Annotated in this window: 20 protein-coding genes; 13 read left to right on the top strand and 7 right to left on the bottom strand. The window is 65.2% G+C overall.

Annotated features, from left to right (window positions below):
* Window positions 1-76 precede the first annotated feature (76 nt).
* Complete coding sequence (locus tag UP09_RS21385; protein ID WP_044540287.1) at window positions 77-1,312, top strand: MFS transporter; 1,236 nt, start codon at window positions 77-79, stop codon at window positions 1,310-1,312.
* On the opposite strand, the gene UP09_RS21380 is transcribed toward UP09_RS21385, so the two are convergent.
* The 5 genes from UP09_RS21380 to UP09_RS21360 form a co-directional block, all read right to left on the bottom strand.
* Window positions 1,309-2,904, bottom strand: coding sequence for a S8 family serine peptidase (locus UP09_RS21380; protein ID WP_044540253.1), 1,596 nt, complete (start codon window positions 2,902-2,904; stop codon window positions 1,309-1,311). The two genes, UP09_RS21385 and UP09_RS21380, sit on opposite strands and share 4 nt — an antisense overlap.
* Window positions 2,905-2,976: 72 nt before the next feature.
* Entirely contained in the window at window positions 2,977-3,330 is a 354-nt protein-coding gene (locus UP09_RS21375; protein WP_044540252.1) for a hypothetical protein, read from the bottom strand.
* 119 nt (window positions 3,331-3,449) lie between these two features.
* Window positions 3,450-3,857 (bottom strand): DUF4864 domain-containing protein, encoded by a 408-nt coding sequence (locus tag UP09_RS21370; RefSeq protein ID WP_044540286.1) that lies wholly within the window; start codon window positions 3,855-3,857, stop codon window positions 3,450-3,452.
* Between the two features lie 119 nt (window positions 3,858-3,976).
* Window positions 3,977-5,545, bottom strand: coding sequence for a caspase family protein (locus tag UP09_RS36385; RefSeq protein WP_052833161.1), 1,569 nt, complete (start codon window positions 5,543-5,545; stop codon window positions 3,977-3,979).
* Between the two features lie 84 nt (window positions 5,546-5,629).
* Window positions 5,630-6,178 carry a cupin domain-containing protein gene (locus UP09_RS21360; RefSeq protein WP_044540251.1) on the bottom strand — a complete coding sequence of 183 codons (549 nt, stop codon included), beginning with the start codon at window positions 6,176-6,178 and terminating at the stop codon, window positions 5,630-5,632.
* 148 nt (window positions 6,179-6,326) lie between these two features.
* Between UP09_RS21360 and aptA the strand changes: the two genes are divergently transcribed.
* From aptA to UP09_RS21335, 5 genes are all read left to right on the top strand, one after another.
* On the top strand, window positions 6,327-7,655 hold the full coding sequence (gene aptA, locus UP09_RS21355; protein WP_044540250.1) for an omega-aminotransferase AptA: 1,329 nt from the start codon (window positions 6,327-6,329) through the stop codon (window positions 7,653-7,655).
* Window positions 7,656-7,745: 90 nt separating this feature from the next.
* Window positions 7,746-9,011: a D-amino acid dehydrogenase gene (locus UP09_RS21350; RefSeq protein WP_044540249.1), complete on the top strand. Its 1,266-nt coding sequence runs from the start codon at window positions 7,746-7,748 to the stop codon at window positions 9,009-9,011.
* A gap of 47 nt (window positions 9,012-9,058) precedes the next feature.
* Window positions 9,059-9,505 carry a GNAT family N-acetyltransferase gene (locus UP09_RS21345; RefSeq protein ID WP_197082712.1) on the top strand — a complete coding sequence of 149 codons (447 nt, stop codon included), beginning with the start codon at window positions 9,059-9,061 and terminating at the stop codon, window positions 9,503-9,505.
* Between the two features lie 293 nt (window positions 9,506-9,798).
* Window positions 9,799-10,209 carry a hypothetical protein gene (locus tag UP09_RS21340; RefSeq protein ID WP_044540248.1) on the top strand — a complete coding sequence of 137 codons (411 nt, stop codon included), beginning with the start codon at window positions 9,799-9,801 and terminating at the stop codon, window positions 10,207-10,209.
* A 607-nt stretch (window positions 10,210-10,816) separates the two neighbouring features.
* On the top strand, window positions 10,817-11,260 hold the full coding sequence (locus UP09_RS21335; protein WP_052833160.1) for a hypothetical protein: 444 nt from the start codon (window positions 10,817-10,819) through the stop codon (window positions 11,258-11,260).
* A 353-nt stretch (window positions 11,261-11,613) separates the two neighbouring features.
* Here UP09_RS21335 and UP09_RS21330 read toward each other — a convergent pair whose 3' ends face one another.
* A complete protein-coding gene (locus UP09_RS21330; RefSeq protein WP_044540247.1) occupies window positions 11,614-12,264 on the bottom strand; it encodes a TetR/AcrR family transcriptional regulator in 651 nt (216 codons plus the stop codon).
* A 152-nt stretch (window positions 12,265-12,416) separates the two neighbouring features.
* Between UP09_RS21330 and UP09_RS21325 the strand changes: the two genes are divergently transcribed.
* The 4 genes from UP09_RS21325 to UP09_RS21310 all read left to right on the top strand — a co-directional run bounded on the left by UP09_RS21325 (window position 12,417) and on the right by UP09_RS21310 (window position 17,767).
* Window positions 12,417-12,914 carry a (2Fe-2S)-binding protein gene (locus UP09_RS21325; RefSeq protein WP_044540246.1) on the top strand — a complete coding sequence of 166 codons (498 nt, stop codon included), beginning with the start codon at window positions 12,417-12,419 and terminating at the stop codon, window positions 12,912-12,914.
* Window positions 12,911-13,957 (top strand): FAD binding domain-containing protein, encoded by a 1,047-nt coding sequence (locus UP09_RS21320; protein ID WP_044540245.1) that lies wholly within the window; start codon window positions 12,911-12,913, stop codon window positions 13,955-13,957. Before UP09_RS21325 ends, UP09_RS21320 begins: the two co-directional genes overlap by 4 nt.
* Before the next feature lie 3 nt (window positions 13,958-13,960).
* Entirely contained in the window at window positions 13,961-16,237 is a 2,277-nt protein-coding gene (locus UP09_RS21315) for a xanthine dehydrogenase family protein molybdopterin-binding subunit (protein ID WP_044540244.1), read from the top strand.
* Between the two features lie 81 nt (window positions 16,238-16,318).
* Complete coding sequence (locus tag UP09_RS21310; RefSeq protein WP_063840153.1) at window positions 16,319-17,767, top strand: serine hydrolase domain-containing protein; 1,449 nt, start codon at window positions 16,319-16,321, stop codon at window positions 17,765-17,767.
* A gap of 51 nt (window positions 17,768-17,818) precedes the next feature.
* Here the strand turns inward: UP09_RS21310 and UP09_RS21305 are convergent, their stop codons facing one another.
* Window positions 17,819-18,457, bottom strand: coding sequence for a cupin domain-containing protein (locus UP09_RS21305; RefSeq protein ID WP_044540243.1), 639 nt, complete (start codon window positions 18,455-18,457; stop codon window positions 17,819-17,821).
* Window positions 18,458-18,639: 182 nt separating this feature from the next.
* Here UP09_RS21305 and UP09_RS21300 point away from each other — a divergent pair, with 182 nt between their 5' ends.
* From UP09_RS21300 to UP09_RS21290, 3 genes are all read left to right on the top strand, one after another.
* Entirely contained in the window at window positions 18,640-19,419 is a 780-nt protein-coding gene (locus UP09_RS21300) for an ABC transporter substrate-binding protein (RefSeq protein WP_044540242.1), read from the top strand.
* Window positions 19,420-19,543: 124 nt separating this feature from the next.
* Entirely contained in the window at window positions 19,544-20,197 is a 654-nt protein-coding gene (locus UP09_RS21295) for an amino acid ABC transporter permease (protein WP_044540241.1), read from the top strand.
* Window positions 20,194-20,925: an amino acid ABC transporter ATP-binding protein gene (locus UP09_RS21290; RefSeq protein ID WP_044540240.1), complete on the top strand. Its 732-nt coding sequence runs from the start codon at window positions 20,194-20,196 to the stop codon at window positions 20,923-20,925. The genes UP09_RS21295 and UP09_RS21290 overlap by 4 nt, the downstream gene beginning before the upstream one ends.
* Window positions 20,926-20,940: the final 15 nt, after the last annotated feature.

Below are 20,940 nucleotides of genomic sequence, written 5' to 3'. Positions count from 1 at the left end.
CCCTCGCTCCTGCATGCCTAATCCCGCGGCAATGTGGCTTGACCCGGAGGCAATTGCCGACGAAGTTGCGCCCGCCGTGGAAATTTCTTCTCAATTCCTCCCCAAATCAGATCAGTTCATTCCCGACTCTCGCCGGGCATGGCTGCGGCTTGCTGTTGCCGTGATCATCGGCTCGCTCGGCAGCGTCGGCATGTGGTCGGTGGTGGTGGCGCTGCCAGCGGTGCAGTCCGACTTCGGCACAACGCGCGGGACCGCCTCGCTCGCTTACACCATGGTGATGCTCGGCTTCGGCCTCGGCCAGGTGGTGACCGGCAAGATCAGCGACCGCTACGGCATCGTTGCAGCGATCGGCGCCGGGATCGGTATTCTCGGCCTCGGCTACATCCTGGTCGGTTACGCGCCGTCGATCTGGGCCTTCATCTTCCTGCATTTCGCCATCGGCCTGTCGTCGGCGGCGACTTTCGGGCCGCTGATGGCGGAGGCCTCGCACTGGTTCGAGCGCTATCGCGGGCTTGCGGTCGCGATCGCGGCGAGCGGCAACTACATCGGCGGCGCGGTCTGGCCGCCGCTGGTCAATTTCGGCATGCAGAGTTTTGGCTGGCGCACCACCCACGTTGCGATCGGCATCTTCACCGCTGTTACGATGGTGCTCGCGCTTCTGGTGCTGCGCCTGTTGATGGGCGCGGCTGTCAGGCGCAGCCATGTCAACGCGCCGCCGCCGCGGGTCGATCTCAAGCTCTCCACCAATGCGTTGACCGGGATCCTGGCGCTGGCCTCGATCTCGTGTTGCGTGGCGATGTCGATGCCGCAGGTCCACATCGTCGCCTATTGCGGCGATCTCGGCTATGGCGTGGCGCGCGGCGCCGAGATGCTGTCGCTGATGCTTGGCTTCGGCATCATCAGCCGGATCGGATCGGGCTTCCTTGCCGACAGGATCGGCGGCATCCGCACGCTGCTGATCGGCTCGATCGCGCAGGGCTCCGCGCTGCTGTTCTACCTGTTCTTCGACAGCCTGAGTTCGCTCTACCTCATCTCGGCGATGTTCGGCCTGTTCCAGGGCGGCATCGTGCCGAGCTACGCGATCATCGTGCGCGAGGCGATGCCGGCCTCGGAGGCAGCGACCCGCATCGGCATCGTGATCTTCGCCTCGGTGTTCGGCATGTCGTTCGGCGGCTGGATCTCCGGCGTGATCTTCGACGCCACCGGCTCCTACGCCGCGGCCTTCGTCAATGGGCTGGCCTGGAACCTGCTCAACGTCGCCATCATGCTGCTGCTCCTGATGCGCGCGCGGCAGCGGCTGGCGCTCGCCTAGAGCTGCTGGAACGCGGCGAACGCGTCGATCAGGCCGGCGCCGGTTGCGCCGGTGTCGCTGGTCGAGGCCGGTTCGCCGACATTGTCGTCGCTGCTGGTGGGATTGGCCGCTCCCTTGGTCACGCTGCGCGCGGTGCGTCGCAGGATCGCCTTGGCGTCCGCCGGCGACAATTTTGGATTCTTCTCCAGCAGCAGCGCGCAGACGCCGGCGAGTTGCGGCGCCGCCGCGGAGGTCCCGCTGAAGACGCCCCAGCCGTCGTCGGGCGCGGTGCCGTCGCCGGGGCCGTCGTCGGGCGCAGCCTGTTCGCGATCGGTCTCGGAGCCGGGCGGCACCGGCAGCTCGATATAGCTTGCATTCGGCAACATGCCGACCAGCCCGCTGAAATCCGGCACCGCGCGTCCCGGATAGATCTTGCTCTGGAACGCGCTTGCATAGTCGGACGCCTGCATGCTGCCGGTTTGGTCGACGAACACGCCGCCGGCCGAGATCACGTTCGGCATCATGCCGGGGAACGAGAAATGCCCGTTGCCGGCCGAGAACACCACGATGATGCCACGCGCGATCGCGGCCTGGATCTCGGCCTCGAGCGCCGCCATGTTGTTCGGCAACTCGCTCATCTGCGTGCCGTCGGTGTTGCGCAGATCGAAGCCCATGCTGAGCGAGATGATTTGCGGATCGTGCAGCAGCGCCTGCTGGAATCCCTCCAGCATGCTGGCGCCGCCGCGCGGATCGCCGTCGTTGTCGACCTTGATGCCGATGAAGGTGATGCCAGGCGCGACCGCGAGCATGTTGGCGGATTCGCCGGTGCCGTGGCCGTTGACATCGGTTGCGTCATTGCTGGCATGCGGCGCCAGATCGACCGACGTTGTGTAGCCCTTGCCGGCGAAATAGGGATGGCTGTGCGCAAAGCCGGTGTCGACCATCACGACGCGGACGCCCTTTCCCGTGGTGCCGGCCTTGTGGACCTTGTCGGCGTTCAACTGGCCGGCGACGCCGTCGGGCACCGAGAGATGGAAGTAGTTCAGTGTCGGCGGCTTCAGCGACGGGAGCCGCGCCGCGGCGGCGTCTGCCATCGTGTCGGCGCGCCTGGCGCTGCCACGCGCTTTCGCCGCCACCTTCGCGCTGCCGGTGCTGCGGACCTTCGTCTTGCGGCCCATATAGATATGCGGCCATTGGATATAGGCGTCGTCGATCAGACGGCCGAGGTCCGGCGGCATCGACCAGGGCGCGCCCTCGGCGGGGTAATAGAGCGAGGGGAACGCGTAGTCGACCTTGCGGTCGAGCTGCACCGCCGACAATTGGGTGCTGAAGGTCTGCTCGAACAGCGCGCGGCTGCAACGCACCGATGCGGTGAAATTGCCGCGCCGGGTCGGACGGAAGCCGAGACGGCTGAGATGGTACAAGGCCTCGTCGACGGCCATCGGATCAGGCTTGAATTCGGCGACCGTCGACAGCGAGAGCGGCGGCATGAATTTCGTCGGTCCATCATGGCCGCCCGGGCGCTTGAAGGTCACGGCCAGACGAAGCTCTTCGGAGGGAGACGCGAATTTTTCGTCGCGCGGCGACGCGGTGGCGTGCTTGTAGGCATACATGGCTCAAATCCCTTTTCACGACGGGCAAATGATGTCCAAAAGCAATGCGTGACGGCGAAAGCGAAACGACCTTCAATAGTAGGAATGTGATGGCGCTGCCGAAATGCTGTCGACGCATGCGGCGAGCGGGTCTGGGACTTTCAAATCCGGCGAGACGTATCCGCCGGACCGGCCAAAGTCCGCTCGATCAGGCGGCTGTGGCGCGACTTGCGTCGCCTTGACCCCGAACATCTGCTCAAATCTGTCCACCGGGATCGTGGCCGAGATCGTGGCCGCGCCCGAGCCGGTCGGCGTCAGCCCGTTCGCGCGGAGCACATCGAGCGCCTTCGCGACGCCGTCCGGCGTTCGCCATTCGCGGCGCAGCAGGATCTGCAGGGTGATCGATGTGTCGGGCGTTGCGGCCTCCTCCGCCGGAGCAGGGTCCATTGCGCCGCGCGCAGAGCGCGCCGGCGTCCGGTCTAACGATAATGATGCGGCAACCTAGGCGCGAATCACGAATTGTTTTCGCCGGCGCGGCAATCGGCCGTAGCCGGATGTGAAGCAGGTCATACCGACTGACCTGCCTTCAGCAGCGAACAGCCGGTGATCTTCAGGCTGCCGTCGGCTTGCCGCTCCAGCGTATAGAGCGCCTCCCATGCCTCGCCATTGGCGTCGACGATGTGGACCTGCTGTGCGATCCGGTCGCCGTCGGCGCGCGTCTCGCCGAACTCGAAGCTCTTGTGGCGATAGACCGGTGGGTAGGCTTTCTGCACCATCGACATGAAGATGTCGGCCTGCGGAAAGATCGCCTGGACCCCGGGCGAGGCATAGGAATAGGCCGCCGCGGCATCGTCCTGGCCGAGCGCTCGCTCCTGGGCGCGGATCACGCCCCGCGCGGCGGCCGTGAGGTCGTCAGCCGTGGCTTGCGAGGCAAAAGCGAACAGGATGGCGGCGATGAGAGCGATGGCGCGCATGAGGGGCTCCATATCGGATGCAAGCTGTTACGCATGACATCCTAGGCCGGTTTCCGGCACGAGCAACGAAGTTTGCCGCCGGCATCGGCGCCGGATGCGTTGCTGCGCTCACTTTGACGTCAGTGCCGCATGCCGCGCAGGTTCTGCTTCGCCTGGGGATTGCCGAGCGCGGCTGATTTCTCGAACCATTCGCGCGCAAGCTTGGTGTCGCGCGGAACGCCGCGGGCTTCGTTGTAGACCACCCCGAGCCCGTTCATGCAGGCGGCATTGTTGAGCGCGGCGCCCTGTTCGAACAGGCGGTGCGCCTCGGCATAGTCGCGGCGGACGCACTGCCCATCCAGGTAGAGCAGGCCGAGATTGTTCATGGCGTCGGGATTGCCGGTCTGGATCGCGGCGTCGTTCAGCCGGATCGCCTCCGCACAATCCTTGGCCACGCCTTCGCCGGTCTGGTACAGCCAGGCCAGATCGACCATCGCAATTGGCTCGCCGAGTGCCACCGCCTTCTTGTACCAGCGCGCGGCTTCGGCGTTGTTCAGCGCCACGCCGTCGCCGCTCTCATACATCACGCCGATATTATGCAGTGCCAGCGGATAGCCCGACGCAACGGCCTTGTCGAACAGCCGGCGCGCCTCTGCATAATCCTTCCGCGCGGAGGCCACGCGGCCGGCTTCGAAGGCAAAGCGTCCGACATCCGGATAGGTCTGCATCGCCGCGTTGCAGGCCGCTGTCGCCTCAGGGATATTGATCTTGTCGAGATCGACGCCGGGCAGGCTCGCGTCGTGCCCGAGGTCGTAGGGCTGAGCTGCGAGGCGGTCGCAGTCGGTGATGAGGTCGCGGCGTAGCGCCTCGTCCGAGGGCCGTGCCGGCGACGCATTCGTTTCCGGCGTCAGCGCGGCCTGCACGGTTTGCGCTCGTGCCGGTTTGCCGGCGAAGTAAAAGCTGGACGCGATCGGGGAGGATGCGACCCATGGCAACTGGTCGCCATGCGTCGCCTTCTCGACCGCCAGCCCGACCTCGTTGAAGGTCTTGAACAGGCCATAGCCCTGGTGCTGCATGGTGGCGGCAAGCGCGCGCGTGTAGGGGCTGTGGCCGTTGTCGCCGTCGAGGGCGACGCTGCGCGGCTGGGTGGCGAACGAGATCAGCGTGCCGGGCGGTGCCTGCATCTGTGCGAGGCCGCCGGTCGTCGAGCGGACGCCGCGACCGCGAAACGGATTGTTGCGGCAGGCATCGAGCAGCACGAGATTGACCTTGGCGCCGGATTTCTCCATCTGGTCGAGTACGCCGGCCATGCCGATCGCCTGCATGAAGACGTCGCCTTCGTCGGTCGGATTGGCGTCGACTGGCACGAGATAATTCAGGCCGTGCGTCTCGACGCCGTGGCCGGCATAATAGAACAGCGCCACGTCGGCGCCGATCAATTCACGGCCGAAGGCCTGCAGCGCATGGTCGAAGCCGGCCTTGTCGAGATCGGTCTGGGCGCCGCCGCCGACCACGAAGAAGCCGAGCGACAACAGTGTGTCCGACATCAGCCTGGCGTCGCCGGCCGGGTTCGGCAGTTTCGGCGCGGCCTGATAGGCGGAATTGCCGACCACCAGCGCCACGCGTTTTTCCGCATGAGCCGCAGTGCCGGCGCACAGCACAAATGCCGCGACGATCAGGCGCGACAGGATGCCGTTTCGGCCGAACATGGCAATGCGCTCCGCGAGGGGGATTTGGCGATCGTAAGATTGGTCTCGGCGTCGTCGTGCAAGGTTCGAAGGCGCACGCCCGGTTCAAAACGTCGGCGGCGTGCAGGCCGAGATCACCTCGCAGGGTTTTGCGCCGATGCAGCGGAAGCGGTGCGGGCGGCGGCTTTCGAAATAATAGGCGTCGCCCGCGCTCAGCACGCGCCGCTCGTCGTCGACCGTGACCTCGATCCGGCCCGACACCACGATACCGCCTTCCTCGCCCTCATGCACTAGCGGCACCCGTCCGGTGTCGCTGCCGGGCTCGTAGCGCTCCTTGAGGATTTGCAGGCTCCGGCCAAACAAATTGTCGCCGACCTGGCGATAGGAGATCGGCTTCTTGCCGATCTCGGTCAGCTCTTCGGCGCGGTAGAATGCCTTGCGCGGCCGTTCCGGCTCGATCGCGAAGAACTCCGCAAGCCCCATCGGGATGCCGTCGAGGATGCGCTTGAGCGCACCCACCGACGGGTTCATCTGGTTGGATTCGATCAGCGAGATGGTCGAATTGGTGACGCCGGAGCGCTTGGCGAGCTCCCGCTGCGACAGCTTGTGGCGCGCGCGGATGAATCGCAGCCGTCCACCGATATCGACGCTCATGGCCCAATCCCTGTTGCAGGTGTTGCGGATCGCGCAAATATGCGCAGACCGCCCCAATGAGATCAATGGGTTGCGGCACCGCAGAAAAGGACTTGTTGAGTGTCTGGAAGCGTGGTCCGACTAGCTCAGTCAGCAATGGAGCTCCGCCGTGACCGTTCATCAGATTCCGAACACGATCAAGACCGATTCGTTCTGGATGCCGTTCACGGCCAACCGGCAGTTCAAGAAAGCGCCGCGGCTGTTCTCCTCCGCGAAGGGCATGTATTACACCTCCGTCGATGGCCGGCAGGTGATCGACGGCTCCGCCGGCCTCTGGTGCGTCAATGCCGGTCACGGACGTTCGCAGATCGCCGCCGCCGTCGAGCGCCAGCTGACGACGCTGGACTTCGCGCCCTCGTTCAATATGGGCCATCCGCTGGCGTTCGATTTCGCCGAGCGGCTTGCCGAGATCGCGCCCAAGGGCCTCGACCGGATCTTCTTCACCAATTCCGGCTCCGAGTCGGTCGACACCGCACTGAAGATCGCGCTGGCCTATCATCGTGCCAACGGGCAGGGCACCCGCACCCGCCTGATCGGCCGTGAGCGCGGCTATCATGGCGTCGGCTTCGGCGGCCTGTCGGTCGGCGGCATGGTCGCCAACCGCCGCCAGTTCGCGACCCATCTGCCGGGGGTCGACCACATCCGCCACACCCATGATCTTGCCCGCAACGCCTTCGCCAAGGATCAGCCGGAGCATGGCGCCGAACTCGCCGACGACGTCGAGCGGATGGTGGCGCTGCATGGCGCCGACACCATCGCCGCCGTGATCGTCGAGCCGGTGCCCGGTTCGACCGCCGTGCTGCCGCCGCCGAAGGGCTATCTGCAGCGCTTGCGCGAACTCTGCACCAAGCACGGCATCCTCTTGATCTTCGACGAGGTCATCACCGGCTTCGGCCGTCTCGGCACGCCATTCGCGGCCAATTTCTTCGGCGTCACCCCCGACATGATGACGACTGCCAAGGGCATCACCAACGGTACCGTGCCCTGCGGTGCGGTGTTCGCGAGCCGCCAGGTCCATGACGGGCTGATGACCGGCCCGGACAACGCCATGGAGCTGTTCCATGGCTACACCTATTCGGCGCATCCGGTGGCCTGCGCCGCCGGCATTGCCACGCTCGACATCTACAAGGACGAGGGCCTGCTGACGCGCGGCGCCTCGCTCGCCGACTACTGGCGCGATGGCCTGCATTCACTGAAGGGCCTGCCGAACGTCGTCGACATCCGCAATATCGGCCTGATGGGCGCGGTCGAGCTCTCGTCGCGCAGCGAAGGCGTCGGTGCGCGCGGCTACGAGGTCATGACGGATTGCTTCAATCGTGGCCTCTACTTCCGCCAGAGCGGTGACTCGCTTGCGCTGTCGCCACCCCTGATCGTCGAGAAGACTCATATCGACGACATCGTCTCGATCCTCGGCGACGCCATCAAGCGCGCGGCCTGATAATTGCTTCTCTGAAGCATGCTGTCGCCGTTGCGAAAGCAGTTGTTTTCGCAGCGGCGATCGCGTTTCCGCTGCAGGATGTGAGGAAGCGTGAAAGTCCTTGTTCTCGGCAGTGGCGTTATCGGCGTGACGTCGGCCTATTATCTTGCGCGCGCCGGCCATGACGTGACGGTCATCGACCGCCAGCCGAAGCCCGCGCTCGAAACCTCCTTTGCCAATGCCGGCGAGGTGTCGCCCGGCTACTCCTCGCCCTGGGCCGGTCCCGGCGTGCCGGTGAAAGCGGTCAAGTGGCTGTTGATGAAGCACGGCCCGCTGGTGATCCGCCCCAAGCTCGATCCGGTGATGTGGCTCTGGCTCTTGAAGATGCTGCGCAACTGCACCACGGCGCGGTACGCGGTGAACAAGAGCCGGATGATCCCGATCGCGGAATACAGCCGCGATTGCCTGCGCGCGCTGCGTGCCGAGATCGGCATCCGCTATGACGAGCGCGAGCAGGGCACGCTGCAGCTGTTTCGTTATCAGGCCCAGCTCGATCACACCGGCGACGACATCGCCGTGCTCAAGCAGTCGGGCGTGCCGTTCGAGGTGCTCGATCGTGACGGCTGCATCAAGGCCGAACCGGCGCTGGCCGCCGTGAAGGACAAGTTCGTCGGCGGGCTTCGTCTGCCGCAGGACGAGACCGGCGACTGCCACATGTTCACCCAGGCGCTGGCGCTGGAAGCCGAGAAGCTCGGCGTGCGCTTCAACTTCAACGTTGGCATCGACGGCTTGAACGCCGATGCCACCCGCATCACCGGCGTTGCCACCAGCGCCGGCGTGATGCAGGCCGACGCCTATGTGCTCGCGCTCGGCAGCTATTCGCCGAAACTGGTGCGGCCGCTCGGCATTTCGCTGCCGGTCTATCCGGTGAAGGGCTATTCGATCACGGTGCCGATCGCCGATGCCGATGGCGCGCCGGTCTCGACCGTGATGGACGAGAGCTACAAGGTCGCGGTGACGCGGCTCGGCGACCGCATCCGCGTCGGCGGCACCGCGGAAATATCGGGCTATTCGACCAAGCTCTATGATGCGCGGCGCGCGACGCTCGATCATTCGCTGACCGATCTGTTTCCGCGCGGCGGCGATCTCGCCAAAGCGACGTTCTGGAGCGGCCTGCGCCCAATGACGCCGGACGGACCGCCCGTGATCGGTGCGACGCGTTATGCCAACCTGCACCTCAACACCGGGCACGGCACGCTGGGCTGGACCATGGCTTGCGGCTCAGGCCGGGTGCTGGCCGACCTGCTCTCCGGCAAGACGCCCGAGATCGACACCAAGGATCTGTCGATCAGCCGCTACGACCATCGATTTGGGTAAAGGCGTTTTCCCGTCAGCGCGCCGGCATCATCGAAGGAGCCAAATGGATGCAGACGCAGCAGATGCCCGGCGGATACGAGATATCGATCGATCCGCACCGCCTCGACGTGGAGGTCATTCACAAATTCCTGGCGGAGGAGAGCTATTGGTCGCCCGGGATCCCGAGAACGGTCGTGGAGCGAGCGATCGCGAATTCGCTCTGCTTTGGTGTGTATCATGGTGCCGCGCAGATCGGCTTGGCCCGTGTCGTCACCGACAAGTCGACATTCGCATTGCTGGCCGATGTATTCATCCTCGAAGCACATCGCGGCAAGGGCCTGTCGAAATGGCTGATGCGCTGCGTCGTTGAGCACGAGGACTTACAAGGCCTGAGGCGCCTCCTCCTTCTGACGTCGGACGCCCATGGATTGTATCGCCAATTCGGCTTCGAAGCGCTCGGCAACCCGTCGCGCTTCATGGAGATCGTCCGGCCGGATCTCTATCGGTCGCGTTGACGGCCTTGTCAGCAACCGTAGCCCGGATGAGCGAGGCGACATCCGGGTTTTGCGTCCGATCCCGCATGTCGCTTCGCTCATCCGGGCTACTGGCTGCATTTGAAGCGTTTTCATGCTGATGGATTCTCCCCCTTGCGATTCGTTTCAACAAGCCCGCCGACGCGATGTTCCCCACACGCTTTGTCGATCGCTGCGCAGACGGAAGATCCCTTCACATGTTCGGAACGTGTAGGAACGTGGCCCTGCGGCGCACGTTGCCTCCGTTCGAACCAGCTCACAAAAAGGGACTTCGTATGAAGAAATTGGCAACGATCGGGTTGGCTACGGCCATGATGTTATCCACCTCGCTTGCCTTCGCTGCGGGCGGTGGTGGTGCTGGTAGCGGAGCAGGTGGTGCCGGCGGCGCGAGCAGCGGGACTGGCAGTTCCGGAGCAGGAACCGGCGTAGGCTCTTCGGGCACCAGCGGCACGACCGGCACGGGAACAGGCGGCACGACCGGTACAGGAACAGGCGGCACGACCGGTATGGGAACAGGCTCATCCGGGATGAGCAATCCGCCCGGCAGCACCACCGGCAACCTGAACAACACCCCAAGCACCGCGACGCCGAATGATTCGACAACCCCGAACAGCAATCCCGCCACGGGGACCGGGACGTCGAACCTGCCGGGTAACAACACCGGCACGACCACGAATCCGCAGTGATCGCAAAAAGGCCCCGCGCTCAGCGGGGCCTTTCGTAACCCGTGACCGCGCCACGCAAATGTGCGGGCGGCAGGCCCAAGCGCTGACCCTTCGGCACATCTGCCGAAGGGTATCAGGGACAGGTGACGAAAAGCCCGGCGCGATGGCCGGGCTGATCGCGAGTATGCTCAAGACTTGGCAATGCCGACCGTCTAGCGGAACGCACACCAGCTCGTCTGTGCACTTTTAGACATTGGCATGGCCTGTTCCGTAGCCGGCTTTGTTGTGCGCTGAATTCCTGGGCTAGCGCGATGGCTTTCGATTGGCCTTCTTCGCAAGTTTTGCCGTCGAGGTTGCCTCGCTCGCCGCTCGCCGCCCGCACCCGTAAGCCATCCACGAACACATCCAACAGCTAGCTTTGCCGGGATGAGCGAAAGCGACATCCGGGCTGCCGTCGGCCGACCTGCCCGCGATCTTATGCGGCTCATATGCCGCGGCGCATGCAGCGCTCTCGAATTCATATCCCGCCCTGAAGATATTGACCTCTGATTCAAGCGCCCTCGCGCCACAACGTGCCATCCGACGATCGGCCCGAACAGGCGAGAACGAACGAGAACAGGTGAATGTCATGTCTTCGCTTCAGGTTGCCACCGGCGACAGAATTATCGAACCGATGATCGCGCTTGCCGGCTGCTCGACGCAGCAGCGCATCGTCGTGGCCGGCTCAAGGAGCATGGAATTGATGCTTGAACTGCATCGGCGCGGCTATCTGCGCGCGACAGCGACGGGCAATTGCGGCCGTCCGGCCGGTCAATATGAGGTCGCGCTGGTCGATTGGCGTCGGCGCACGCTTCACGCACTTGAACCGACCTTGGACTGGTTGACGAATTTCCTTAGTGCCCGTGCGGTGCTGGTGGTCTGGGTCGATGCGCAGAAGTCCTCGGCCAACCAGAGCCTGCGTGCGTCGCTGGAGAGACGCGGCTTCGTGGTCGAGCAGGGCATCGTGCATCAATGCGGTTGCGCGCTGTCGGCGAGCAGATCGCAGGCCTATCCGCTGCAATTGGCGGCCTGACGCGCCGCCGGTTGCACAGCGCAGAACACCGCTCCGCCCAGAAAGGAAAATCCAGATGTCCAAGGTACGACGCGCCGTCATTCGTGAGTGGATGTTGCTGGCGCACGAAAAACGACAATCCAGTGAGCAGGCATCGGGCTTCGCAAAAGCCGCGCTGCAGCGGCACGATTTGGCGCGCAGCCGGCGAACGCCGCACGAGATCATTATGAGATGGCTGCAGCCACGCACCGGACGCCCGTAGCTGGAAGGGCGGTGGCCGTCGTCGACCGTAGCCCGGATGAGCGTAGCGATATCCGGGGCAGTCGTCCCGCATATCTCTTCGCTCATGCGGGCTACGCGAACCGCCGGCTAGTCTAGCGCGATGATTTGAGGCTGGTTTTCTTGCGCGCTGGTTTCGGTCGTTGCGAGCCTGCCATCGTATCCATCGGCCACACGCGCAGCCCATCCACGAACACATCCAATAGCCGCAGCGCGGTCGCCTGCCAGCCGGGCTGGTCGTGCATGTAGCACATGCCGATCAGGGCGCGCAGCACGTCGTCGGCGCTGATGTCGCCGCGGATCTCGCCGGCTGCGACCGCGCGTGCGAGTAGCGTGCCGATGGCCTTGGTCAGGCGATCGAACGAATAGGCGTGCAGTTCGCTCGAGCCGGCCGCGACCAGCGCCAGCGCGGCCACCATGCCCTTCTTGGTGGCGACGAATTCGACATTGGCGCGCAGCCAGCGCCGCAGCGCGTCGACAGGTTCGGGCGCGCATTGCAGTTGCTCGGCGAGATCGCCGAGCTGCTCGACCTCGCGGCGATAGACCGCCTCATACAGTGCTTCGCGGGTCGGGAAGTGACGATAGAGCGTGCCGATGCCGACGCCGGCCTGCCGTGCGACGGCTTCCAGGCTAGCCTCACTGCCGCCGGCTGAGAACACCGTCTTTGCCGCTTCCAGCACACGCTCGCGGTTGCGCACGCCGTCGGCTCGCGGCTTGCGGACAATGTCTGTTGATGGACCGGCCATTGTTTTTTCTTTTCACCCTCCCTTGTTAACCGGAGGACGCCTCCGTATATGGCGACCAGCACCCGGCCTGACAAGGCGCGCCGATTTTGGATCGGCAGCCACGGGACGGCGTTGCCTCGATTCCACCGACCATACACGGATCGGAGCCCTGCATGAATCTCCCCATCAGTCTGACCATCAATGGCGTTCGTCGTGACATCGCGCTCGATGATCCCCGCGTTACCCTGCTCGATCTGCTGCGCGAGCGCCTCGACCTCACCGGAACCAAGAAGGGATGCGACCGCGGCCAGTGCGGCGCCTGCACCATCCTGGTCGACGGACGCCGGATCAATTCCTGCCTCGCGCTCGCGGTCAGCCATGACGGCGCCGAGATCACGACGATTGAGGGCATCGCGCGCGGCGACCAGCTGCATCCGGTGCAGGCCGCCTTCATCGCGCATGACGGTTTTCAGTGCGGCTTCTGCACGCCGGGCCAGATCATCAGCGCGATCGGCCTGATCGAGGAAGGCCAGGCCGGTGACGACCCGGAGCGGGTGCGCGAAGGCATGAGCGGCAATCTCTGCCGCTGCGGCGCCTATCAAGGGATTACCGAGGCCGTGCTCGAGGCACAGGCTGACATCACCGCTAGCAAACAGAGGCGCTCCGCATGATGAATTTCGATTATATCAGGCCGGCCAGCGTATCCGAGGCGATCGCGGCGGCATCCGAACAGGGCGCGACCTATCTCGCCTCCGGCACCAATCTGCTCGACCTGATGAAGGGCGGGATCAGCCGGCCGAGCCGCCTGGTCGACGTCACGCGCCTGCCGGGGCTCGACCGCATCGAACGTCTCGCCGACGGATCTCTGCGCATTGGCGCGCTGGTGCGCAATGCGGACCTGGCGCATGACGCCGAGTTTGCGCGCAGCTATCCGGCGGTCGCCGAGGCGCTGTTGTCGGGCGCCTCTGCGCAGTTGCGCAACGCCGCGACCGTCGGCGGCAATCTGATGCAGCGGACGCGCTGTGCCTATTTCTACGACGCGGCCAGCGCCTGCAACCGACGCTGGCCGGGCGCTGGCTGCGATGCACGGCACGGCGAGAACCGCCTGCATGCGGTGCTCGGCTGGAGCGAGGGCTGCATCGCGACCCATCCGTCCGATTTCTGTGTGCCGCTGGTTGCGCTCGATGCGGTCGTCGAGATCGAGGGCAGAAGCGGGCGGCGCGAGCTGCCGCTCGAGGCGTTGCATCGTCTGCCCGGCGATACGCCGGAGCGCGAGACCGCGCTGGAGCCCGGTGATCTCATCGTCGCGCTACGCCTGCCGGCGGAGGCGCAAGGCTTTGCCGCGCATGCACGCTACATCAAGGTGCGCGAGCGTACGTCTTACGCTTTCGCCGTGGTGTCGGCCGCGACCGGCTTGCGCATCGAGGATGGCAAAATCCGCGAGGCGCGGCTTGCGCTCGGCGGTGTCGCGGCAAAGCCGTGGCGGGCGCGCGAGGCCGAGCAGGTGCTCGCAGGTGCCGCGCCGGATATTGCTGCCTATCGCGAGGCGGCACGCGCCGCGCTCGCAGAGGCAAAACCGTCCGGCGACAATGCGTTCAAGATCGAGCTCGCGCAGCGCATCGTCGTGCGCGCGCTCGCGCTCGCCGCCGCAGGCACGCCGGATCGTATTGCTGCGCTGCCCGGCTCTCCCTTCTCATCGGTTACAGGAGCGTAGCGCATGACATCAGAGATCCATCTGACCCGCGACCCCGCCCATCTCAGGCACGGCTCCAGCATCGGCCAGCCGCTGACCCGCACCGACGGCGTCTTGAAGGTGACGGGCAAGGCCCGCTATGCCGCCGACAATCATCCGCCCGGCATGCTCTACGCTGTGATTGCGACCTCGTGCGTCGCGCGCGGCCGCGTCAAATCGCTCGATGTCGCCGCCGCAAAACGCCATCCCGGTGTCATCGACGTGATGACATCAGCGCATAAACCACGACTCGCCGAAGACCCCGATGCCAAGGGCAATCCGTTCGCGTTCCGCATGGAGCTCTTGCAGAACGACGAGGTGCGCTACGCCAACCAGGCGATCGCCGTCGTGATCGCCGAGACGCTGGAAGCCGCGACCGAGGGCGCTGCGCTGTTGTCGCCGCGCTATCAGGTCGAGATCGCGCGGGTCGGCCTCGACGCCGGCGAGAGCTACGTGCCGCCGGTGGTCGGGATCGGCAATCCGGCCGAGGTCGTTCACGGCGATATCGATGCGGGTTTCGCGGCGGCATCAAAGCAGATCGACGCGACCTACGAGACCCCGGTGCAATATCACAACGCGATGGAGCCGCACGCGATCGTCGCGGTGTGGGATGGCGACCGCCTGTTCATCGACACGCCGAGCCAGGGCATGGCGATGGCGCAGATGCGGATCGGCGGGCTGTTCGGCATTCCACCAGGCAACATCCACGTCAACAGCCCGTTCCTCGGTGGTGGCTTCGGCTCCAAGGGGCTGGTGTCCGGGCCGCAGGTGCTCGGCGTCATGGCCGCCAAGCTGGTCGGGCGTCCGGTCAAGCTGGTGCTGCGCCGTGGCCAGATGTACGGCCCGGTCGGCCATCGCGCGCCGACCCGGCAGCGGCTGCGCATCGGCGCTGACGATGATGGCCTGCTGACCGCGATCGATCATCACGCCAAAATCACCACCTCCAGCTTCGACGATTTCTATGAGCCCGCGGCCGATGCCTCGCACACGCTGTATGCGAGCCCGGCGATCCGGACTTCACATGAGGCCGTGCGCGTCGACACCGGCACGCCGCTGTTCATGCGCGCGCCGGGCGAGGCCACCGGATCGATCGCACTGGAGAGCGCGATCGACGAGATGGCGCTCGCCTGCGGCATCGACCCGCTGGCGTTCCGTTTAAAAAACTACGCCGAGGTTGAGCCGACCACCGGAAAGCCGTTCTCATCGAAGGCGCTGCGGCAGTGTTACGCCAAAGGCGCCGAACGATTCGGCTGGGCGCGGCGGCCGCTCGCACCAAGGCAGATGCGCGATGAAGCCGGCCATCTGGTCGGCTGGGGCATGGGTACCGCGACCTTCCCCGCGCTGATGTTCCAGGGCAATGCACGCGCTGTGCTTCGTGCCGACGGCGGCGGCGTGATGGAGACCGGCGCGCATGACATGGGGCAGGGCGCCTGGACCGCGCTGGCGCAGATCTCGGCCGATGCGCTCGGGCTCGATTTCGACCAGGTCGCATTCAGGTCCGGCACCTCGGATTTGCCGGACGCCGGCATCGCCGGCGGCTCGGCGCACACTGCAACCGTCGGCGCTGCGATCCACAATGCCGGCGCGGCCGTGATCGCCAAGCTCGCCGATCTCGCGACCTCGGATGAGCGCTCGCCGCTGTTCGGCGCCGGCAATGCCGGCGTGGTCGCGCGGCAAGGACGGCTCTATCGCCGGGATGACGAGACGCGCAGCGACGGCTATGCCGATATCCTCATGCGCGCCGGCCTTGCCGAGATCGACGCCAGCGGCACTGGTGCTGCCGATCCGGCGGCGCAGTCGCAATATGCGATGCACGCGCATGGCGCCGTGTTCGCCGAGGTCAAGGTCGATCCTGATCTGGGCCAGATCCGCGTAACGCGGATGGTCGGCGCGTTTGCCGCCGGCCGCATCATCAATCCCTTGATGGTGAGGAGCCAGCTCTATGGCGGTATGATCTGGGGGATGTCGTTCGCGCTGCACGAGGAAGCGGTGACGGACCATCGCTCGGGCCGCATCCTGAACGCCAACCTCGCCGAGTATCATGTGCCTGTGAATGCCGACGTGCCGCCGATGGACGTCATCACGGTCGACGAGCACGATCCGCATGTCAACGCACTCGGCATCAAGGGCGTCGGCGAGATCGGCATCACCGGCAGCGCCGGTGCCGTGGCCAACGCCGTCTGGCACGCCACCGGCATCCGCGTCCGGCGGTTTCCGATCCGGATCGAGGAACTGGTGATGGGTGATATCGCGCGCGACTAAACTTACGGTAACTTCTGCGGTGGGACTACATCTGCTATCCGTATCGCGAGCGCGGTCAGCGCATGCGATACGGAGGGGACATTGAACGGCCATCGTGCAATCCGGGCTGCTCGCGGAATCGTCTTCGCCCTCGCGGTGCTCGTCCTCGGCACCGCCGCGACGCAAGCGGATCAATCCGTCGCCATCGCCGACAATTTTCCCGGCGCAGCGTTCGAAACCACCACGCCGGAAGCGGCCGGCTGGTCGGCCGAGACACTCGCCGAGGCCAAAGCCTGGTCGCAACAGCTCGCGCCGACCGCCGCGGTCATGATCGTTCAGCACGGCCGTATCGTGGCCGAGTGGGGCGACACTGCGGTCAAGTCCAACCTGCATTCCATCCGCAAGAGCCTGCTCAGCGCGCTGATCGGGATCGCGGTCGACAAGCACGAGATCGATCTCAACGCAACGCTCGGCAGCCTCGGCATCGACGACAATTCTCCTGGTCTCACCGAGACCGAGAAGGCAGCAACCGTCGTCGATCTCCTGAAGGCGCGCTCGGGCATCTATCACGCCGCGCTTTATGAAACGCCGGGCATGGCGAAGCTGCGACCGCCGCGCGGCAGCCATTTGCCGGGGACGTTCTGGTACTACAACAACTGGGACTTCAATGCGCTCGGCTCGATCTACGAGCGCGCCACCATGCAATCGATCTTCACTTCTCTCGACCAGAAGATCGCCCGCCCGATCGGCATGCAGGACTATCAGCCGGGTGACGGCGAATATTTCAGGGGCAAGGACTCCGATCACCCCGCCTATCCGATTCGCATGAGCGCGCGCGATCTCGCCCGCTTTGCGTTGCTCTATCTGCACGACGGGCGCTGGAAGGACCGTCAGCTGGTGCCGAGCGCGTGGGTGCGCGAGAGCACGCAGTCCTATTCGGACGCGTTTGCCGAGATCGGCCCGGGTCTCGGCTATGGCTATCTGTGGTGGATCGGATTTCCCCGCGACATGGGTGCGCCGACGGTGAACGTGCCGGCCGGCAGCTATGAGGCGATCGGCGCGGAGGGGCAGTACGCGTTCGTGATCCCGGCCTACGATCTCGTCATCGTCCACCGGGTCAACAGCGACCTGCCGCACAGACCGGAGCCGAACTTCCGTCAGATGGCGCGGCTGCTTTGGCTTGTGCTGTCGGCCGCCGGCGACCGCGACGCCGGCCCCGATGTCGCGCTGGCGCATGCCGCCGGCACGCGCCTTTCGGGCGGTGCGCTAACGTCGGCACTGTCAGGCAAAACGCTCGCGGTCGGCAAATGGCTCAAGGGCGGCCCTTTTGCCTGGCAGTTGCGCGCCGACGGCACCATGTCGATCCTCGCCGGCCCCGCGCGGCGCGAGCGCTGGACGGGGACCTGGCGCGTCGATGACCGCGACCGCTTTTGCCGCACGCTGAACGAAACCGACGCGCGCGAACTCTGCCTTGTGGTCGTCGCGAACGACGCCAGGCTTCAGTTGTTCGACAGCGACGGCCTGATGCGGCTCGATGCCGAGGTGGAGTAAGTGCTCGTTCCGGCCCTCGTGCGCAATTGCGCACAAGGCCGGGACGACGGGCTACCCCGCAGCCGTCACGCAGTTCACCCACAGCACCACGGCCTTCGCATCACCGTCCGGATTGGAAAACCGGTGCGGCCTCCGGCTCGCAAATCGAAAGCTGTCGCCCTGCTTCAGCGTCCAGGTCTCGGCGTCGACTGTCAGAATCATCTCGCCCTCGAGCACGAGGCCGGCTTCCTCGCCGTCATGGGTATAGAACTCGTCGCCGGTGTTGCCGCCGGGTTCGAGACGCACCAGGAACAGATTGAGCCGGCTCTCGGTGCCGGCCGGGCTCAGCAATTGTTTTGAAATCCCGGTGCGCCACAGCTTCAGCTCGGCGCGCTGCACCTCGCGGGTGACGACGCCGTTCGAGGCGCCGTCATCATTCGGCGTCGCGCCGAACAGCCCGGCGATGCCGACGCCGAGCACGTCGGCCAGCGTCGCCAGCACGCGCAGTGAGGGCGACGACAGGCCGCGCTCGATCTGGCTGATGAAGCCGATCGAAAGATCGGCGCGCGCCGCGACCACCTCAAGCGACATCGCTCGGGCACGGCGCAGGTCGCGGATGCGGCGGCCGACCGCGAGATCCACCGCCGGTTCGGCCGGCTTTTTCGCCGCGCGCCGCGTGGCCGCGGGCCGAACTGCCGTCCCTTTGCGCATTCTCTTGCCGCCGCTCACGTCAGGCCGCTTCCTTCATGTGCATGAAAACCGCTTGCATTGCTCGCGATTCCGTGACCACAATTTCATATTGGTGAAAATAGGCCGGAACAGCGTCGTTCGCAACCATAAGCTCGAAGCAAACGGGCGACGCGGCGCCGGGGTCAGCTTCGGGAGCACTTGCGATGTCCTTTCAGCGTCTCGTCACGGCCGCCGCCGCGGTCCTTGCCATTGTCTCGACCCTGGCCTTGAGCGCGCCGTCCCAGGCGCAGCAAACGCTGAAGGTCGGCTCGACGCCGACCGGCATCCCCTTCACCTTCCTCGACACCAAGACCAACACCATTCAAGGCATCATGGTCGATCTCGCCACCGAAATCGGCAAGGACGCCGGCTTTGCCGTGCAGATCGAGCCGATGCAGTTCTCGGCGCTGATCCCCTCGCTGACCGCAAACAAGATCGACATCATCGCGGCCGCGATGTTCGCCACCGCGGCGCGCAAGGAGGTGATCGACTTCTCCGATGCCGTCTACACCTATGGCGAGGGCCTGGTGGTGCCGAAGGCCGACGCGAAGGCGTACATGTCGCAGGAGGAGTTGAAGGGCACGGTGGTCGGCGCCCAGGTCGGCACCGCGTTCGTCGACGCGCTGAAGAAGACCGGGCTGTTCAGCGAGGTCAAGGTCTACGACAACATCCCGGACATCCTGCGCGACGTCAATGCGGGCCGCCTCAAGGCCGGTTTCGCCGACTATCCGATCCTCGCTTACAATCTGCAGCAGGGCAATTTCGCCGACGTGCGCCTGGTCGACAGCTACAAGCCGGCTACCGTCGGTACGGTGGCGATCGGCATCCGCAAGAGCGACACCGAGCTGCTGGCAAAGATCAACGCTTCGCTTGCCAAGCTGAAGGCCAACGGCACCATCGCAAAGATCCTGGAGAAATGGGGCCAGAAAGCCAACGCGTCCTGAGAGCATGTGTCCCCTCCACGTCATTGCGAGCCAAGCGAAGCAATCCATTCGCGCCGAACGCTCCGAAAGATGGATTGCTTCGTCGCTGGCGGTCCTCGCAATGACGCTCGCGTGATATGATCAAATGCAAAAATTCTTTAGCGACGCCGTCGAGTTTGTACCGATCCTGCTGCAGGGCGTCTGGCTGACCGTCGTCGTCACGATTGGCTCGCTCTTGCTGTCGACCGTGCTCGGGTTGCTGTGGGCGATGATGCGGGTGTCGGGCATCGGCATCCTCGTTGGCGTCAGTGCCGTGGTGATCAATGTGATCCGCGGCATTCCGATCATCGTGCTGCTGTTCTACATCTATTTCGTGATGCCCGATTTCGGCGTCGCGCTGACGGCGCTGCAGGCCGCGATCATCGGGCTCGGCATCGCCTATTCGGCCTATCAGGCCGAGAACTTCCGCGCTGGCATCGAGGCGATCGACAAGGGCCAGATCGAGGCGGCGCAGACCATCGGGATGGGCTGGTGGCTCACCATGCGCCGCGTGGTGCTGCCGCAGGCGGTCAAGATCGTGCTGCCGCCCTACGGCAACGTCATGATCATGATGCTGAAGGATTCCTCGCAGGCATCCACGATCACGGTCGCGGAGCTGGCGCTGCAGGGCAAGCTGATCGCCTCGTCGACGTTCAAGAACACCAGCGTGTTCACGCTCGTCGCGCTGATGTACCTGACCATGAGCATTCCGTTGATCCTGCTGGTTCGTCATTTCGAGAACAAGGCGAACCGGAAATGATCGAGCTCAAGGACGTTCACAAGAGCTTCGGCAAGGTCGAGGTGCTGAAGGGCATCACCGCCTCGGTCGCCAAGAGCGAGGTGGTCTGCATCATCGGTCCGTCGGGCTCTGGCAAGTCGACGATCCTGCGCTGCATAAACGGGTTGGAAAGCTACGATGCCGGCGACATCTCGGTCGAGGGTGCGCGGGTCGATCGCAACGACCGTTCGATCGTCGCGGTCCGCACCCAGGTGTCGATGGTGTTCCAGCGCTTCAATCTGTTCCCGCATCGCACCGCGCTGGAGAACGTCATCGAGGGGCCGCTCTATGTCAAGAAGGAGCCGCGCGCTGCGGCGCTCGCGCGCGGCCGCGCGCTGCTCGCGCAGGTCGGGCTAGCCGAGAAGGCCGACGTGCACCCACCGCAGTTGTCCGGCGGCCAACAACAACGCGTCGCGATCGCGCGTGCGCTCGCCATGCAGCCGAAGGCGATTTTGTTTGACGAGCCGACCTCGGCGCTCGATCCTGAATTGGTGGGTGACGTGCTCTCGGTGATGCGCAAGCTCGCTGACGACGGCATGACCATGGTCGTCGTCACCCACGAAATGGGTTTTGCTCGCGACGTCGCCGACCGCGTGCTGTTCATCGACGGTGGCGTCATCGTCGAGCAGGGCGCCGCCAAATCCGTTCTCAACCAGCCGCAGCACCCGCGCACCCAGGATTTTCTGCGCCGCGTGTTGCATCCGCTTTAAATCATCCGGTCCGCT

Origin of the sequence: Bradyrhizobium sp. LTSP885, from assembly GCF_000938305.1 — a bacterium.
Taxonomy (GTDB): domain Bacteria; phylum Pseudomonadota; class Alphaproteobacteria; order Rhizobiales; family Xanthobacteraceae; genus Bradyrhizobium.
Note: the sequence above shows the minus strand (reverse complement) of the source record. Positions and strands in the feature narration are given on the sequence as shown.